21 protein-coding genes are annotated in these 17,363 nt (G+C 41.7%); 2 read left to right on the top strand and 19 right to left on the bottom strand.

Annotated elements, in window-relative coordinates; genetic code table 11:
• Window positions 1-38: 38 nt before the first annotated feature.
• The 13 genes from D1831_RS12345 to D1831_RS12285 all read right to left on the bottom strand — a co-directional run bounded on the left by D1831_RS12345 (window position 39) and on the right by D1831_RS12285 (window position 10,108).
• Window positions 39-977: a phosphoglycerate dehydrogenase gene (locus D1831_RS12345; RefSeq protein ID WP_125073202.1), complete on the bottom strand. Its 939-nt coding sequence runs from the start codon at window positions 975-977 to the stop codon at window positions 39-41.
• A 4-nt stretch (window positions 978-981) separates the two neighbouring features.
• Window positions 982-1,401, bottom strand: coding sequence for a PTS sugar transporter subunit IIA (locus D1831_RS12340; protein ID WP_125073201.1), 420 nt, complete (start codon window positions 1,399-1,401; stop codon window positions 982-984).
• Window positions 1,402-1,432: 31 nt separating this feature from the next.
• Window positions 1,433-1,927, bottom strand: a complete 495-nt coding sequence (locus tag D1831_RS12335) for a PTS system mannose/fructose/N-acetylgalactosamine-transporter subunit IIB (protein WP_125073200.1) — start codon at window positions 1,925-1,927, stop codon at window positions 1,433-1,435.
• Window positions 1,928-1,945: 18 nt separating this feature from the next.
• On the bottom strand, window positions 1,946-2,818 hold the full coding sequence (locus tag D1831_RS12330) for a PTS system mannose/fructose/sorbose family transporter subunit IID (RefSeq protein WP_125073199.1): 873 nt from the start codon (window positions 2,816-2,818) through the stop codon (window positions 1,946-1,948).
• A gap of 17 nt (window positions 2,819-2,835) precedes the next feature.
• Window positions 2,836-3,639, bottom strand: a complete 804-nt coding sequence (locus D1831_RS12325) for a PTS mannose/fructose/sorbose/N-acetylgalactosamine transporter subunit IIC (protein ID WP_125073198.1) — start codon at window positions 3,637-3,639, stop codon at window positions 2,836-2,838.
• A 181-nt stretch (window positions 3,640-3,820) separates the two neighbouring features.
• Window positions 3,821-4,807 (bottom strand): LacI family DNA-binding transcriptional regulator, encoded by a 987-nt coding sequence (locus D1831_RS12320; protein WP_125073197.1) that lies wholly within the window; start codon window positions 4,805-4,807, stop codon window positions 3,821-3,823.
• Window positions 4,808-4,937: 130 nt separating this feature from the next.
• Complete coding sequence (locus tag D1831_RS12315; RefSeq protein WP_125073196.1) at window positions 4,938-5,582, bottom strand: bifunctional 2-keto-4-hydroxyglutarate aldolase/2-keto-3-deoxy-6-phosphogluconate aldolase; 645 nt, start codon at window positions 5,580-5,582, stop codon at window positions 4,938-4,940.
• Between the two features lie 17 nt (window positions 5,583-5,599).
• Window positions 5,600-6,142: a 6-phospho-3-hexuloisomerase gene (gene hxlB / locus D1831_RS12310; RefSeq protein WP_125073195.1), complete on the bottom strand. Its 543-nt coding sequence runs from the start codon at window positions 6,140-6,142 to the stop codon at window positions 5,600-5,602.
• Window positions 6,129-6,764 carry an orotidine 5'-phosphate decarboxylase / HUMPS family protein gene (locus D1831_RS12305; protein WP_125073194.1) on the bottom strand — a complete coding sequence of 212 codons (636 nt, stop codon included), beginning with the start codon at window positions 6,762-6,764 and terminating at the stop codon, window positions 6,129-6,131. The genes hxlB and D1831_RS12305 overlap by 14 nt, the downstream gene beginning before the upstream one ends.
• A complete protein-coding gene (locus D1831_RS12300) occupies window positions 6,764-7,726 on the bottom strand; it encodes a sugar kinase (protein ID WP_125073193.1) in 963 nt (320 codons plus the stop codon). Before D1831_RS12300 ends, D1831_RS12305 begins: the two co-directional genes overlap by 1 nt.
• Window positions 7,727-7,776: 50 nt before the next feature.
• A complete protein-coding gene (locus tag D1831_RS12295) occupies window positions 7,777-9,069 on the bottom strand; it encodes a gluconate:proton symporter (protein ID WP_125073192.1) in 1,293 nt (430 codons plus the stop codon).
• A 3-nt stretch (window positions 9,070-9,072) separates the two neighbouring features.
• Window positions 9,073-9,822 (bottom strand): sugar phosphate isomerase/epimerase family protein, encoded by a 750-nt coding sequence (locus tag D1831_RS12290; protein ID WP_125073191.1) that lies wholly within the window; start codon window positions 9,820-9,822, stop codon window positions 9,073-9,075.
• Between the two features lie 28 nt (window positions 9,823-9,850).
• Window positions 9,851-10,108 (bottom strand): hypothetical protein, encoded by a 258-nt coding sequence (locus tag D1831_RS12285; protein ID WP_125073190.1) that lies wholly within the window; start codon window positions 10,106-10,108, stop codon window positions 9,851-9,853.
• Between the two features lie 254 nt (window positions 10,109-10,362).
• Here D1831_RS12285 and kduD point away from each other — a divergent pair, with 254 nt between their 5' ends.
• Both kduD and D1831_RS12275 read left to right on the top strand, forming a co-directional pair.
• On the top strand, window positions 10,363-11,178 hold the full coding sequence (gene kduD / locus D1831_RS12280; RefSeq protein ID WP_125073189.1) for a 2-dehydro-3-deoxy-D-gluconate 5-dehydrogenase KduD: 816 nt from the start codon (window positions 10,363-10,365) through the stop codon (window positions 11,176-11,178).
• Window positions 11,179-11,251: 73 nt separating this feature from the next.
• A complete protein-coding gene (locus tag D1831_RS12275) occupies window positions 11,252-11,878 on the top strand; it encodes an HAD family hydrolase (RefSeq protein WP_125073188.1) in 627 nt (208 codons plus the stop codon).
• A gap of 207 nt (window positions 11,879-12,085) precedes the next feature.
• Here D1831_RS12275 and D1831_RS12270 read toward each other — a convergent pair whose 3' ends face one another.
• Genes D1831_RS12270 through D1831_RS12245 form a run of 6 tightly spaced genes read right to left on the bottom strand, consistent with a single transcriptional unit; the run spans window position 12,086 to window position 17,309 of the window.
• A complete protein-coding gene (locus tag D1831_RS12270; protein ID WP_125073187.1) occupies window positions 12,086-12,463 on the bottom strand; it encodes a PTS glucitol/sorbitol transporter subunit IIA in 378 nt (125 codons plus the stop codon).
• 29 nt (window positions 12,464-12,492) lie between these two features.
• Window positions 12,493-13,518 (bottom strand): PTS glucitol/sorbitol transporter subunit IIB, encoded by a 1,026-nt coding sequence (srlE, locus tag D1831_RS12265; RefSeq protein WP_125073186.1) that lies wholly within the window; start codon window positions 13,516-13,518, stop codon window positions 12,493-12,495.
• 25 nt (window positions 13,519-13,543) lie between these two features.
• Complete coding sequence (gene srlA / locus D1831_RS12260) at window positions 13,544-14,095, bottom strand: PTS glucitol/sorbitol transporter subunit IIC (protein ID WP_125073185.1); 552 nt, start codon at window positions 14,093-14,095, stop codon at window positions 13,544-13,546.
• Window positions 14,096-14,111: 16 nt separating this feature from the next.
• Window positions 14,112-14,606 carry a transcriptional regulator GutM gene (locus D1831_RS12255; RefSeq protein WP_125073184.1) on the bottom strand — a complete coding sequence of 165 codons (495 nt, stop codon included), beginning with the start codon at window positions 14,604-14,606 and terminating at the stop codon, window positions 14,112-14,114.
• Entirely contained in the window at window positions 14,606-16,471 is a 1,866-nt protein-coding gene (locus tag D1831_RS12250) for a BglG family transcription antiterminator (RefSeq protein ID WP_125073183.1), read from the bottom strand. The genes D1831_RS12255 and D1831_RS12250 overlap by 1 nt, the downstream gene beginning before the upstream one ends.
• A gap of 34 nt (window positions 16,472-16,505) precedes the next feature.
• The gene (locus D1831_RS12245; RefSeq protein WP_125073182.1) at window positions 16,506-17,309 is read right to left on the bottom strand and encodes an SDR family oxidoreductase; all 804 of its coding nucleotides are present in this window, start codon (window positions 17,307-17,309) and stop codon (window positions 16,506-16,508) included.
• Window positions 17,310-17,363 lie beyond the last annotated feature (54 nt).

Genomic DNA, 17,363 nt, shown 5'->3' with positions numbered 1-17,363 from the left:
TCTATAAACTTTTTTATGTCAACGTAATTAATTATAGATTAAGCCATCGCTTTTTCGCGTAAATTCTTCATCAAGTTACTTACGGCCATTAAACTCATTTTAGCAACCGCACCTTTAGAACTTGCCGCCGTATGTGACCCAACAACAACATTAGGAAGCGTTAACAATTTAGATTCTTTAGGCGTCTTAGTTTGAAAAACATCTAATCCCGCACCATAAATCTGTTTGTTAACTAATGCATCATACAAATCATCATCATTGATGATACCGCCACGGGCTGCATTAACAATAACTAAGTTATCCTTTGCCTTACTCAACATTTCTTTATTAATGAGATTTTCAGTTTGTGGAATTAACGGTAAGTGAATTGAGATAAAATCGCATTCGCTCATGATATCTTCCAATGAAGCAAAAGTTACTTCGTTATCTTCAAGAAATACGTCATCTTCTACGACATCGTATCCATAAACCTGCATATCAAATCCCAAAGCTCTGTGAATAACACCCCGACCAATTGCGCCAAGTCCTAGAACACCTAACTTTTTTCCAAAGACATCTGCCGCAACTTTTTTGGACCAATCGCCATTTTTACAGCCATCACTAATTTCTGGAATTCTTCTAGCAACAGCCAGCATGAGTCCAAAGCTATAATCAGCAACTGCATTCCGATTTGCATTCTTAGTAATTGAAACAGAAATATCATGTTCTTTACAATAATCTAAATCAATATTATCCGTACCAACACCATACTTAGAAATCGCTTTTAACTTTGGCGCACAAGCCAAAACTTCTGCATCTAATGGATCAACGCCTGCAATAATACCGTCCACATCAGCAACTAGTTCTTTCATTTTGTCTTTCGACAAAACTGCTCCCGTCGTATTAGGTACTATTTCAACATGATTCATCTTCAAAATTTGAAATGCTTCATCATCATATTTACCAAATGAACGTGGGGTAATTAATACCTTCGTCATCATGTCACTTTCTTTCCAATTCTGTCATTAATTCTTTAATACCATCTTTACCACTTGTAAGTGCAGTTTTGTAAAATCCATCTAAATCTTGATTTGTCGTTCTTTGTGACAATGATTCAATTAACATTGGTAAATTAACACCGGTAATCAATCGAATCTCATGACCTTCTTCTTTTAACTTAGAAATATTGGCCGCCGTGGCGTTATATGGTGAAGCACCAAATAAATCAACTAAAACTGCAACACCCTCGCCACTATCCAAACTTGAAACTTTGTCATAAATTGATTTCTTAAAATCATCAAAATCATTACCTTCAAAAAGGCCTACTGTATCAAATTGTGGTTGTTCTCCCATAATCAAGTTAACGCTATCTTGGAATCCTTGAGCCAATTTACCATGAGTAACTACTAATACACCAATCATCTTAGTTTCCTCCTCGCATATTAAATACTAACTAATTAAATACTTTCAGGCCCTCAGCAAGACTAACCTTTTTACTTGATGGAACAGTTTGGAAATAGACATCCGCATCATTCATCTTTTGAATTTCTTCCAATTGATCTGCCATGTCCTTATTTATTGCAACCGCATTAGTAACAAACGTTGTATTATCTTTTTTAGCAATACCACCTAAATTTAAGGTTGTAATTGGAATGCCATTTTTAGCTAAACGATACATTGTATCCACTGTTTTAGTTAATAAAATACAACTGAAATTATCAAATTTTCTTTGATTCCAGTATTTTGTACATACATCAACCGTATATACCTTTGTTGTCAAACCAGTTCGCGAACCTGAATTAATAAAGATATCCTTCATAAATGAGTCTTTGGCAACCTCATCATCAACGATGAAAATTGAGTTTGCACTCGCGTTTTGTGAAAGATTTGTCATAACTTGTCCGTGAACTAAGCGTTCGTCAATTCGTGCTAAAGCTACTTTTCCCATAATACAAGCATCCTCTCTTTATAAAATTCCGATTGCTGCTAATACACCTAAAATAACGGTTAAGCCAATCAAAGCACGGGTTACCTTTAAACCGCGTTTTACGAAGTAGAAATAAACACCGCCAACAACAACTAATGGTAAGAGTCCTGGCAAAACAGTATTCAAAATTTCTTGTAACTCAAATTTTTTACCTGAAAGTGTCCACTGTAGACTTGATGTAACCTTAACGTAATTTGCAGCTAAAATTCCCATCATGAACAATCCTAAAATAGACAGGCCTTCAATAATCCCTTGCATCTGTGAGCCACCAACAATGTCCGTTGCAGCTTTCCGGCCAAGTTTAAATCCAGTTCTTGCGAAGTACCAACCAATTAAGACTTGGTAAACAGAGAACGCGACGAACGGAAAAATTGCACCGATAGCTGAACCTTGTTGTGCCCACGGTAATGCAATCGCAATAAAGATATATTGAACCGTACCAGAGTCAATTGAATCACCAATTCCGGCTAGGGCTCCCATTAAACCAGCTTTAGTATTGTAAATTAAGTCGTCAGTAATCGTTAATTCCTTATTTTCATAAGTTTCTTGTGCTCGAGTCTGTTCCAATGAGGCCATAATTCCTGTAAGAACCCCACCACCCCAAGAAATCTGAGTATTGAAGAATAATAAATGGCGCTTATAGGCAGCTTTCAGTTGATCCTCATCTTTATACAATTTTCTTAAAATAGGCATCAGTGCCCACATTAATGCAGGTGCAATGTAACGATCAAAGGAATGAGGAATTTCATCTGCAAAGTAAAAGCGTATCCACGCTCTAAATATATCGCGATTAGTAACTTTTTCTGGTGCACCCTTTGCTACAGGCTTTTGTGTACTAATTTCTTTGTCCATCAATTAACACCCTTTCTTTAAAACTCATCATCCGATGAATTATTATTTTTTGCCGCCAATTTTGCTGCTTCATTTTTACCAAGAACATAAATAAAGGCTAGGATTGAACCAATAATGGCATATGTAACCATTGTGATATTAAGCTTTGTAAACATTACAGTCATAAAGTAAGCAAGTAAGAAAAATGGAATGTAGTTCTTCTTCCCAATAACATAAACTGTAAGAGCAATCCCAATAGATGCAAGTCCACCACCGATAACTGTCAGAATATGGAAGATTAACGTCCCTGAATTTGATTTAACAAACGCTGAAATAACTGGAACACCAAATTTCAAAGTAACAAACATGAATGGTAAGAACAGTGCAAAACCAACAAGTACCGGAATCCAAATTATTGAAAGTGTTAATCCACGATCATTTAATTTCTCAGCATATTTATCAGTTAAATGAACCACAAATGTATTTAAAAATAGCCGGAATTGATATAAATATGCTCCAAGTAATCCAACCGGAACGGCAACGGCAACGGCTGCAGCAGGCTTTAATCCACCCAATAACGCAACCGGAACAGCAACGGCAGCCGCAATTGCTGGTTCCGAAGGCATTTGTCCACCAGGTGAAAAGACGCCCATATAAATTAATTGAATTGCGGCAACAATCATCATAGCTTTACTTAGGTTCCCTAAGACCAGCCCCGCAACCATACCAGTCATCATCGGTGTAAATCTTAACGTTGTTGTTGCGCCACCAAACAACACCCGCGATTCAACCAATGCAACCCATAGTGCAATCACAAATGCTTGCCAAGTTTGAACAGTCAATGTTAATTCCTCCTTTATGTTAGCGCTTTCATTCACACCTCTATAATATCACTCATTTCATAAATTTCAATATTTTTTGAAATGTTTTTCTAACATTTCTTTAAACAATAAAAAGACGGGAATCAATCCAATCCCCATCTTCATCATACTTTTAATTATATTTATATCATCTGAACAAATTTCACTTAAATTTCGCCGGTACCACAATCACATCGTCATTCTGTTCCCCGCCATCCTTTAGCGCTTGAACCATCACTTCGGCAGCGCTCGCTCCGAGTAAGAATGGATTCTGTGAGATTAGTTTCATTTTGGGCTCCAACCGACGCGACATCGCCGTATCCGCGAAGCCCGTCGCAGTCGCCTTGACATTATCAAGATAACCCTGAAGAACTAAATTAGGCACAAACTCTAAGATCCACCGTTCCTTTAACGCAAAGATAACGGTCCGTTCATTCGTTTTCGTTAACAACTGAATCAACTTTTCATGGATATCCCGATGGTTATACGATGCTTCTGAAACTTCCAAAACGTCGACGTTAGTGGCTGCTGCTAAAATTCCCCGGTAACGCTCACGCCGGTTTGTAGCTGCCGATAAATCGGACGTTAACACGATAAAGTGGGAGAAGCCCTGTTTCACAAAATAGGCCGTCGCTTCACGGGCCGCGTCAAAGTTATTCGTCACCACTTGTGGCCACGGTGACTGCGGCGTTTCCCGATCGACAATTACGATGGGCGCGCTGCGTCGCATGATGTTTTCAATCGTTGAAATTGTACTAAAAGGTTGTAAAATTAATCCATCAAAAGTATGACTATTCACCGCCGCAAGAAGATTCTTTTCGCGTTGCAAATCAGAATCTGAATCCAGCATAGTTCCAATGTACCCATTACTCTCCAAAATCGAGCTGACCCCTTTGAATAATTCCGTTGAAAAGTAATCATCGGTGTTCGCCACAATTAGCGCGATGAGTTTACTCGACTTGGTCGTCATTTGCCGGGCAGCCGAATTTGGCACGTATTTTAATTTGTCGATTGCGACCCTGACCCGTTCAGCGGTCGCGTCAGACATTCGATTCAAGTTTCCATTAAGGAACCGCGATACGGTCGCCGTAGAAACCTGAGCTAGTGCCGCTACGTCCTTAATGTTAGCTGAATGTTTATCATTTTGCATAATGATGCATCCCTAACATATATTATTACTTAATGTATTCTATCAAAAAATCACTCGCTACGCACCGTTACTCACTAGTAACAATGGTATTGCGAGTGATTTTTAATAATAATTAAACTATTATATTCAATTAACCCTTAATTTGGTTAATTTCTGCCCGGTATTTTTTCGCATTTTCAGTTACAGTTGCAAAGTCACCCTTGCTGGCAGCACCAGTTAAATTACTACCCGCGCCTAATACGGCAGCACCCTTAGCAAACCAATCTTTCATGTTTTCTAAGTTAACTCCACCGGTAATCATCAGATTAGCTTGCGGGAACGGACCGTGTAATGCCGAAACCATTCCTTGGCCCACAACGGAACCTGGGAACACTTTAATTACGTCCGCGCCATAGCTTAACGCGTCTTGAACGTCGTTTGGTGTCATGCAACCTGGAACGTATGGGATTGAGTATAAGTTACATAACTTGGCAACGTCGGCACTAAACGCCGGACTAACGATGAACTGAGCACCGGCAATGATTGCAATTCTTGCAGTGGCTGGGTCTAACACGGTCCCGGCACCAATAACCACTTCCGAATCATCCGCATACTTTTCCGTTAATTCACCAATAATTTGGTCGGCGTGGGGCGCGGTAAAGGTCAGTTCAATGGCCTTAACACCACCAGCAATACAAGCTTCCGCCGTTTTATAAGCTTCTTCTTTAGTGGCACCGCGAACAACTGAGACGACCCCAGCGTCAACGACTCGGTTCAAATAATCAAATTTTTGCAATGTCAATTTCTCTTCCCCTATTCCATATTACTATGCGTCGCCTTAGCAGCATCGTTAGAGACGTGATCCCGGCGACTAAGTTGTAAGCACAAAACGTCCAACGTAATGTGCACACTTTGATCAAATAACGTACTGAGTAACTGAATCGATTTAACACCGTCGCCACCCTTAGTGGCACCAGGAACAACGATGGTCGCGTCACCTAACTTACCCAGTGGTGAATCACCATTACTGGTAACAGCAACGATTGCAACGCCGTCCGTTTTGGCCTTTTCAGTTGGTTCCAGCACACTACCCGTTTTACCAGATCCGGAAACGGAGACTAAGACGTCACCAGATTGAATTGACGGGGTAATCGTCTCACCAATAACAAAGACGGTGTAGCCAATGTGCATTAAGCGCATGGCAAACCCCTTTGCCATTAAGCCGGAACGACCCGCACCAAGAATAAAAATACGCTTATCCTTAGTAATCACCTTTTCAGCTTGGTCAATCTGTTCGGGCTTAACCATTCCCATCACAGTGTTAACTTCTTTTACAACTTCATCAATTAATGTCATTGTGAATTGCCTCCATAAATGTTTTTGCTGCTGTAAGCGGATCATCCGCCCCACTTATTTTACCACCGACAATGATGGTATCAGCAATTCCTTGATTGGCCAACGCTTTGGCTTGATCTAAATCAATACCACCCGCAACCGCAACGTGTTTGATTTGTGGGAAACGTTCGTGGAAATGCGCCACCGTTCCAACGGCGTCAAAACCCGCGCCCGCATCCTTAGAATGGTGTAATCCAAAAATTGCGTGGTCCAAATCGGCAATCTGCTCAATTCGTTGATCATCAACTTCCAACAAATCAATCAGTATTTGTTTACCTTGCTGCATGGTCACATCATAAACTTGATCCAGCGTTTGACGGGAACTGGCAGCCATTGCGGTTAAGATATCAGCTTCTGTTTTAAAGCCCTGAGTAAATTCATACGCACCTTCATCATTAGTTTTCAAATCTAATAACAGCTGAGCATGTTTTAAATTCAACGGGTGTTTACGCAATGTAACCAAACCATAATCTTTTACCAACGAAGTACCTAATTCAATAATATCAACGATTGGGTCCAATTTTTTAGCTAATACTAATGCATCATCTAACGTGACACGATCAATTGCAGCTTGTAATTTCATTAGTCTTCAGAGACTCCTTCTTTAGCGTAGAATGCAGCCAAACCATCGTGGTCTGGATAACCATCATTATCCCCTAAAGTTTGAACTTGTAAAGCACCGACCGCGTTACCACGTAAAGCCGCGCTCTTCATGGACTTACCTTCCAAGAGGGCCGTAATAACCCCCAAGGCAAAGCCGTCACCAGCACCAACGGTATCAACGACTTTATCAACTTTAAAGCCTTTAACCGTGTAGCTTTCACCATCTTTATTCTTGACAAACGCACCGGCTGGGCCAACTTTAACGATAACCGTCTTCGTCCGAGCACCCTTCAAATAAAAGTCCGCAACGGCTTCCGGATCATCGGAGCCCATCAAAATCTTACCTTCTTCAATCCCTGGTAAAACGATGTCCGCGTATCCGGCTAATTCATTGATGGTTTTGATCATGTATTCCTTACTCTTCCAAAGCGTTGGCCGTAAGTTCGGGTCAAAAGTAGTTGGAATATTCGCATCATTTAATCGTTTGTAGAGTTTACGAAAACTAGCTTCGGCCGTATCCGAAATGGCGGGAAAAATCCCTGACATATGCGCAAACTTAACGTCGCTTAAATCAACTTGATCAATAACCTCCGGCGTTAAATGCGAGGCGGCTGAGTTCTTACGGAAGTTAAAAGTAGCGGGATCACCCTTAGTAACCAAGGCTTTTAGTTGGTGACCCGTAAAGTAATCGGGGTCACTTGAAATGTAATCCGTACCAACTTTATGGCTATTGATGGTTTTAATGATGTATTCACCAAATGGATCTTCACCAACGCGTGAAATGTATTGGGTTGAGTGGCCCAAACGTTGCACACCAATCGCAACGTTTAATTCGGCACCACCCATGATTTTATGCCACTTTTCAACGTCAACCAACGGAACATCGGGTTCGCTGGACGCAAAGGTTGTTAATGGTTCACCAATCGTAATAACTTCACTCATCTTAATAATCTCCTTTAATGTACGCTCAATTTTTTTAAATTAACTTTTTATCAACCAAAGAACTTAAAGACTAAGAATTCGTTAATAATCGAAACGATCCACATTACCGGTACCCCGTATTTCAAGAAGTCCTTGGATTGAACTTTCATGTAATCAAGGCCCCAAACGTTCCATGACTGCGTAATATCAACAGAAACGGCCATCAGGGTTGGTACGTAGAGTAATGGTAACAGGAATACGTCTGAGAACAAGCCCGTCCCGGAAAGAACGGCGGCAGTCGCAGCACCGGCACCCCAAACGTGTAACGGTCCACGGAACAGTGCCAATGGTGCTAAGACCCCTAACGCGATGGCTAAGACTAAGTGGCTGTTCGGTAAAATTGCTTCAAAAATCGGTTTGAATCGTGAGGCGTTTAAAGAAGCGGCCCCAGTAAACATTGCTAATGACATTAAGAACATAACTAATCCGGCAATGTCAGCAATCGCGTGTTTAACCGTTTCATTCATGAAGTTAACAAAGTGCTTGTAGCTCTTCATGTTCCCCGTTAAGAGTGCGCCTAACAAGGTAGCTAACGTTAAAGCTGGTACGGCATCCCAGTGGAATAACATGTTCATTAAAACTGGGACGATTGGGATAACAAAGGCAATCTTCGGTACGGATTTAACTTCCTGCGCGTCACCCATCCCGGCACCAATCGTGTTAAGGTTGGTTTCCGCTTTGCTTGGGTCAATCTTTTTACGAACAACGAATAGGAAGATAATGACAGCCAAAAGTTGAACGGCCATGGCGATAATCCCAAAGTGTAAGTACGAAGCGTTGTAAGCGGCTTTCGGGAAGAACACTTTGATTTGGTTGTAAAGCACGACGTTAATATACATCGGTGCCCCAATCGCCATTGAAAAGGCAACTAACGCAATGTCTCGTGGAACCCCAACTGACAACATAATTGGAAGTAAAATAACCCCAATCGCGATAACGGAGCCGACACCATAGGCTGAAACGAAGATGAAGGCGGTTACAATCATGACTAAAATTGCGGCAATTAACGGTTTTTTACGACCAACCTTGTTAGTCGTTTCAGAAATTGCGGGTGCAATTCCGGAATCAACCAACACCCGGCCAAACCAAGAACCAAAGACAATGTAGATAATCGTTGGCCCGTAATTTGTGGCCGGCTCGGCAAAAATCTTTTGAATAGCGGTATCAAACGGTACCATCCCGATGATGGCCCATAGAATCGCCATTATAAAGAACCCGATCATTAGGTTCCCACCCTTTAAAATGTACCCAATAAAGAGTGCGAACGTTACTAATAATAGAATGGCAATAACAGTAGAACTCATGCTTTATGCACCTACCTCATCTTTAAAAAGCTTAATTTGTGAACTAATTTGTGCATCATCAGCCATTGGGTATTCCAAGGCGTAGTACTGATCACTTGGTAAGATACTGATTAAGTGACGCCAGTCAAAGATCCCAGTATCCAAATCGTCCGGTGTATCTAACTTGCCATCTTCATCGGTGGTGTTCTTCAAGTGAATGTAATGGGTATATGGTGCTAATTCCTTAGCAGCCGCTTCCGCATCACCATGAGTAAATGCCCAGTTACCTAAGTCATAAACGTAACCTAAACTAGTTAACCCAGCAGCGTGAGCAGCGTCTAAGAAAGTCTTGATAGCCGTTACGGTACCAGAAACCTGAGTTTGGTCATTTTCAACGTTCATTTGAATTTCATCTAGTGGGAATTGGCTGAACGCAGCCTTTAAATCACCCGTAAACTTGTCGAAGTGGCCAATGTTAAACTTAATTTTCTTGAGTCCTAGGATTTGGCCTTCCTTGAAGTAGTCGCCTAATTTAGGATTCAAGCTACCATCATCTTCGAATAAAACATCCGGCACACTATAGTTAACAACTAGATTATGTGCCTTTGCCCGCTTAGCAACTTCTGGTAATTCACTTGCTAAGTCGGTAAAGTATTCGCGGCGAACTTCAATCCCGTCCGCGCCAAGCTTTGCAACCCGGTCGACTAAGTCTGCTTGCTTTGCACCGTTCTTTACGTCCGCTTCAAAAATCCAAGTGTTTAAAATAAGTGTCATGATCAATTTCCTCCTTGATTTAAAAATCCTAGTATTTATTCATTTCTTGAACGCGTTTCATTAACTCTGGGAACGTCATATCTTCAAAATGAGTTTCCGTAGTACTATTGAAGTTTTTCTTCTCAACAGCGTTAAAATCTTCAACTAAATACAATGCCGTTAAATAATTCAATAAGTATTTCTTAGCAGCTTTAACCACATCTTCTTGTGTATCTGTTGGTGAAGCCGAAGCATCCGCAAAACCCGCCGCGAATTTTTCGGGATCAATTAATGTTCGGTCTGTCATTAAGCATTCCTCCTGTCATATGTAAGCCTTTTCACACTTATTATGGTAACCGATTACCTAAATTAAATCAAGTATAAAAAATATTTAAATTATTTTTAACGTAACCATTGATATATCAATGGTTTTGAATTACTATCATATCAACATTCAGTTAAGGTTAACGGTTTCTCAATTAAAATATAATTAATTAAACGTTATTGTACTTTTTTCACAAATCGGGCCGTTACACCACTTTTTATTAAGGAGTTGTGACTATGTCAAAACAATCTCAAGAAATCACGGAACGCGAAAACAACTTAAACCACTTTTCCATGGCTAACTTTTCTTTAAAGAATAAAGTCGCCATCGTAACCGGTGGCAACCGCGGATTAGGGCAAGCTTACGCCGTAGCTTTGGCCGAAGCGGGGGCCGACGTCTTCATCGTTTCTTCTAGTCAAAACGGGTGGGCTAGCACACGGCAGCTTATCGAAAATAAACACCGGCAAGTTGAATTTATGCAAGTCGATCTCACTACCGCTAACGTTGCAGATACCGTTATTAACGGCGCCTTAAAACGGTTTGGTCATCTCGACATCTTAGTCAACAACGCGGGTATGATTAAACGGAACCCGTTGCTCGAGTCTAAAGACGCGGATTGGGACCAGGTCATTAGTATTAACTTAAGCGCGGTCTACCACCTTTCATTGGCCGCCGCCAAGGTTATGGCCAAACAAGGTTCCGGAAAAATTATCAACATTGGTTCCATGTTGTCCTTCCAAGGTGGAAAGTTTATTCCGTCCTACACCGCCAGCAAGCACGGCGTTGCCGGACTGACCAAATCATTTGCTAGTGAATTAGCCGCCCACCATATTCAAGTTAACGCCATTGCACCCGGGTACATTAAAACGGCCAACACCGCTCCCATTCGCGCCGACGTTAGCCGTAATCAGGAAATTTTAAGCCGAATTCCCGCCGGTCACTGGGGTGAAACCTACGAATTAATGGGAACGGTTGTCTTTCTAGCCAGCGCCGCCTCCAATTACGTTAATGGTCAGATTCTTGCCGTCGATGGTGGCTACCTAGTCCGGTAAGTTATTAATAGAAATTCATGCTAAAATTAAAGTCATACTGAATTTCACTATTGACCACCGAAAGGACCCCTTCATGACATATAAAAACGTTTTATTTGATGTTGATAACACGCTAATTGATTCGGCAGCCATTGCCGCCGAAGTTTTACACAAAATTACTGCAAAATATGGTTACGACGTTTCAGCCGCTACCGTTCGCGGACTAGTGGGGATTCCCACGGACAAAATTTTAAAGCGGTTAAAATTAGGCCACGTTGCGGAAATGACCGCGGAATTTACAACCGCTATCGGTGAGCATAAAGACGAACTAGCCTTTTTTACCGGTATTCAGTCATTACTTGCTGAACTAAAAAGTGCCGGCTTAAATACCGGCATCGTCACCTCTAGAACTAGTGCCGAAGTGGCTAGTGATCTTGGTGCATTTCCTGAGATCACGTCTTCTAACATCATTGTGACGGCCGATAAAACAACGGAACACAAGCCCAGCGGGGCACCGTTAGAATACGCCGTTCAGCATTACAACTTAACCAAAGCCGAGACCATCTACGTGGGCGACGCCATTTACGACCTGCAAGCAGCTCAAAATGCCAACATGGCTTTTGCCAGCGCAACTTGGGGAGCCTTACCAACTACGGACTTTTCCGCGGCGACCTTTCAGCCCCAACAGCCTCAAGATTTGTTCGTAATGCTAACTAAATAGACCAAAACCGGCTAGTTACCTGATTAGCCGGTTTAATTTCAAGCTTTAGCTGTTCCATGCATCAAGCCAAAAAATCCATTCAAGCGGAATCTTCCGTCTGAATGGATTTTTTAAGTAATATTTCAAACCCTTTATTGTGAAACATCCGTCGCGTACGGACGTTCGTGAGTACTTTTTCTAGGGGTATGCGGCTAAATAATGGCTGTATTATTTAGCCAGGATTTGAATTTTACTACCAACTTTAAAGTCTGGGTATTCGCCTTCTGAAACGTATAACGAACCCGCTAACTTAGCTTCCGTCGCGCCGGTAAAACTAATGGCCGTGTGACCCAAGTTGCCTAAATTAGTTTGAACTTCCTTACCGACCGCCGTAATCGTGTATTCACGATCATCAACTTTTAGAATCATCCCGGCATTGATGTGTTCCGTAATCGGGACGACGTTAACAATGAAGCAGGATGGCCGCAATGCGTCCGGTGCTTCATCACCGAATAAAATTGCCATTTTGATTGATTTAAAATCTCCTGATTCTGCACCAATTTCCACTACACTAGTTGAATATACTGTTCTTTCCTTTGTCATCATTCAGACCACCCTCAAATCTTTTTTCTCTATTATTTCGCGTACAAACCAAAACTTGCAATCCAGGCCACAAAGACCCGTGGAACACCGTTGATAAACCGACTGTACAATACTGATGGAACCCCAACTTCAACGGTCTTAGAGTCGGCTTCAGCTAACCCTAAACCAACTGGGATAAAGTCACAACCGTTTTGCGTGTTAATCGCAAACAGTGCTGGTAAAGCATACTGTGGTGGGATATTCCCCTTACCAATTTCAACACCGATTAACGTCCCGATAACTTGGCCAATAACGGCTCCGGGTCCGAGTAATGGTGATAAGAATGGCAGCGAGCAGATGAACCCTAAGATCATTAGCCCCCAAACGTTACCAGCCAACGGTTCCATGACACTAGCAAAGATTTTACCGATCCCAGAACCATTGATAATACCAATAAGCAAGGCAACGAAGGCCATGAATGGAATAATAGTGTTAATGACGGTCTGGACAGCATCCTTGGCCGCTTGGTTAAAGGTTGAAACAACCCGCCCAGCGCCAATCCCAATCTTAGTTAAGATCCCAGGATCCTTAGTTTGAGCCGTTAAAGTTTTAGTGTTATCAAACTTATCATCTGATTGCGCTTCTTTAGCGTCTTCGTTAGCGCTTTCATTTTCAGCAACCGCTTCGTTAGCAACGTCATCTTCATCAGCTAACGTAATTTGGTCAACGTCGACGTTTGAAACGTAGTTACCTTCGTTCATAAACTGGGCCAGGGGACCACTCTTACCGGTTGGTAAAACGTTAATGGTCTTAATCCCCTTCTTAGGGTAAATCCCACAACGTAGGGTTCCACCACAATCCACAATGGCCAACGCCGTTTCTTCATCGGGGATGGAAGTTTTAAAACCATCTACGGCTTGCATCCCGGTTAACTTAGCAATTTTATCAACGATGGCGGGTTTGTTACCACCCGTAATGTACACAAACTTATGCTTTTCGGCCGTTGGGGTAATCGTTAACGGGCCGCCCCAACCACCTGAACCTTTAACAACTTTAATACTCCGATATTCTTTTGTCATTGTCATGACCCTCGCTCTCTTTTAACTAACCGTTAAATTCAACTTTCTTCGAAAGGGTAATCCCTTGCTGCTTGCAAACGTAAGCAGTCGTAAAGTCGGTGATCCAACCACCGATAAAGTTCATTAAAATCCCAACCAACATGTAGCGAATCGCTAAGTCCATGGTGTTGAGTCCTAATTTCTGAACCCCTTGGGCAATTCCTAACCAAATGAAGTATTCAGATGGGTTAATGTGTGGGAACACCCCGTTACTGGTGTGGCAAAATTGAGCAATCGAAGCGTACCAGCTTGGCTTGTAATATTCCGGTAAGAACCGTCCCATTGAATGGGCCATCGGGTTCCCTAACATAAAAGCTGAAACAAACGGAAGAATTAAATACCGGGTAAACGGATTTTTCGAGGAAGCCTTGGCTAAGGCCGCCATCTTCTTTTCACCAACAAAGGCAATAATTGCGTTCATTAAAACTAACAGCAAGAGGACAACTGGAATAATTGAAGTCATCCAACCAATCAGCGTTTTACCACCACTTTGGAATAATCCCATGAAGCCAGAAGCTATATCTGTAATAGTTTTCATAATCTCGATGCTCCTTTTAATTCATTTGTTTTTTACGTCGGTTACCAAGCGCCTTATAATAAATTGATTTAAGCTTTTCAACCATCGGTAAGCTCCAAATCTTAACGGAACCGTCAAAGTCTTCCGGTGCTAATTTATTGACCTTGTAGCTGACGTAATTACGGTACGCGTCTAGTAAACAAACCCGCGTTAATTTATCAAACTGCTTTAATTGCTCGTACGACGCGGCAACTTCCGCGAGGTTGCGATTCTTAAGCGCTTTCAATTCTTTGAATTTTGCAAAGATCGTAACGCCCTTCATCATTTGTGCTTCAACGATCGTTCCATCGTCTTTAACGGCGATTAGAATTAACGTTCCGGCACGTAACTTTTTGGGGTTTTTCCCAATCGCTACGGGCGCTTGAACCCGTAAATGATGAAACGTTTTAGAAAAATTTTTAATTTGTTTTAAGCCCAGCAATCCTTGGAAAAGGAACGCTGCGACTAAAATAATTCCGAAGTAGATTAACATCAAATCGCCTCCATCAATTGAATTAAGCCACGATTGTTATCATAATTCTTTAAGTTGTTAAATATATTGCTATTAGCGGCAATGCTCCTGATCAAGTCATACACTTGCGACAAGACCCGACTCAATTCAGCGTCAAGTTTATTAGGAATGGCCACCAGAAAAACCACGTTAACCTTTTGATTATCGAAAACAACTGGTTTTTCAAATAATCCCACGGTGACTAAAATTCGGTTTAACCCCGATTTATCAATAACGTGGGGTAAGGCGACCCCGTCACCGAAGATACTACTGGAAAGTTCTTCCCGCTTGGCCCAATCTTCCAAGAATTCCTCGTTTAATTGGCCATCCGTAATTTCCTGATTAATGAGCTGTCTAACACCCTTGGTATAGGATTTTTCATTCATAAACTTAGTGACGTCAAACTTACAAAGCCCGTGACTAATTGCCTCATCCACTAACGAGATTTGCAACCGTTCACGTAGCGCGCCCTGGTTAAACACTGAATTTAACCGGATAATGGGCGTATGTTGACCCATCGCACTACCTGGTAAAAAACTATTTGAAAAAATCAATAAATACTTTTCTGGACTCTTCTCTAAATCACTTTTGGAATTAAAAATATCAATCTGCAGGTCATCATTCAGCGCATCCGTTAATTGCTCGGTAATGAAGCGCTTCATGCTGTTACTAATGGGTTTGACTAACGCAACTCGGTGAATGACCGGTGCGGACATGTATTCTTCCAATTCCATTTGGAAGTACACGGTCAAGTACCCAACTTCCTGTTTCCTAATTCTGATGTTTAATTTCTTGGCAATTGACGAAAGCGTGAATTGTGCTAATTCCGTGGAAACCGGATATTTATTCAACATATCCACGGAAATAAACCCTTCGGACTTCACATCAAAGATTGCCCGGTTAATCAAAAACAATAAGTGGTAACGCAGTTCCATCAGTAACCGGTCAAAGTCTAAGTTAATATCCAACTTCTGCTTAATGATGGGGAAAACCACTTGCATGAGCCCTTGAATATCAGCCAATGCCAATTTAACAAGTACTTTGTCATCCGTTGCTAACTTTTTAATATTTAGTGGGTACGAGATGAAATCCCATTCGCCTGGACTGAGCGAGTTGCCAATCGTCTCGGTTAATAGATCCCGTAACGCTTCAGTACTGTCATCGGAAAGTAATTGATGGTAATTCGGTACTTTATCGTTAACTTGAATATCATACTTGCGGAGCCATTTAATAACGGCTAAGTTCCGTTTAACCATCGTAACCGTGTCGTTGCTGCTGTCTAACTGCTTGATCAGATTAGTTAGCTTCGCGTCCGTTGCGCTATCCCAAGTGCTTTCAAGCTCGTAGTACTTACCAACGAGGTTCCGCGTAATCACGGCGTATTCAAAATCGGCGTTAACCTCTAACCGGATGCCCTTATTCGTTTTAGTCGCAATTCTAACGTTGTAAAAATCGAGCATCTGTTTCAATTCACGCAGATCTTTATTAATTGTTCCGCGACTAACTGATAAGGACTCCGCAAGATCATCGACAATCACGTAATTGGAAGTGTTTCTTAGCAGTTCCTTCAAAATGGTTACCTGGCGTTTAGCCGGATCATTAAAATCCAAATCTTGTTTTAAAAAGGTTGTTTGTAACTTGGCAATGGCGGAATAATCTTTAATGACCAAGTAGAATTTTGACTGATTAACATTAATTTGTGCAACGCCATCCAAATACTCGTTAATCTCACGAATGTTTTTAGTGATGGTCACCCTTGAAATTGAAAAATGAGTCTGAAGTTCGCGTAAAGTTAACGCGTCGTTGTTAATAAAAAAGTTCAACATCTCAAAATTCTGTCTGTCCATTATCTCACCATATTCCCCATTTTAATTTGCGGGTTTAACCGCGGCTCTTACCACCCGCAATGTTAATTGTGACACCCGTAATATAGCTTGCACGGTCTGATAACAAGTAGTTAACGGCATCGGCAACTTCGGAAAGCTTCCCGCTCCGACCAAGTGGCGTTGTCGTAGTACTCTTGTATCCCGCACGAATATCTTCAACCGTCTTATGCCGCGTGTAAGCCAATGCTTCTTCGTATGAAAGTGTCCGTAAACCGGTAGCTTCCATAATGCCCGGTGCGACCCCAACGACTCGAATGTTGTGTTCCCCAAGTTCTTTTGCCCACGAACGAGTGAAACCGTTGATGGCACCCTTAGTGGCTGAGTAAACGCTTTGACCTTGTGAGCCTTCCAAGCCGGCTTCGGAAGACATGTTAACGATGACCCCACGCTTTTGTTTTTCAAGTTGGTGGGTGACCGCTTGTGACATCAAGAACACGCTCTTAACGTTAACGGCGAACATCTTTTCGAAGTTACCTTCAGTGAATTCATACTTACCGTGAGGATCGTCCGCATCGGCCAATAACCGTGGCAAGTTAATCCCGGCGTTGTTAACTAAACCATCAATGTGCCCCTGTTCAGCAACCACTTGATCAACCAACGCGTTAACGGCGGTTTCACTAGTAACGTCAGTTTCTACGAAGTGTAAGTTGGCGTTTTTTAATTCGCCTTCTTTTAAGTCGGCGTTATAAACAATCGAACCGTTATTTAATAATTCCGTCACGATCGCGTTACCGATACCTGATGAACCACCCGTTACAATGTATACTCGGTCTGTAATATTAATCCATGAATCACTCATTAGAAATCGCTCCTTATGTTTTCATTTCCTTTTCTTCACAGACAAATATACATG

It is taken from the genome of Lactiplantibacillus garii (assembly GCF_003885105.1).
Lineage (GTDB): Bacteria > Bacillota > Bacilli > Lactobacillales > Lactobacillaceae > Lactiplantibacillus > Lactiplantibacillus garii.
The sequence above is the reverse complement of the archived record's forward strand: the minus strand, read 5'-3'. Positions and strand labels throughout refer to the sequence as shown.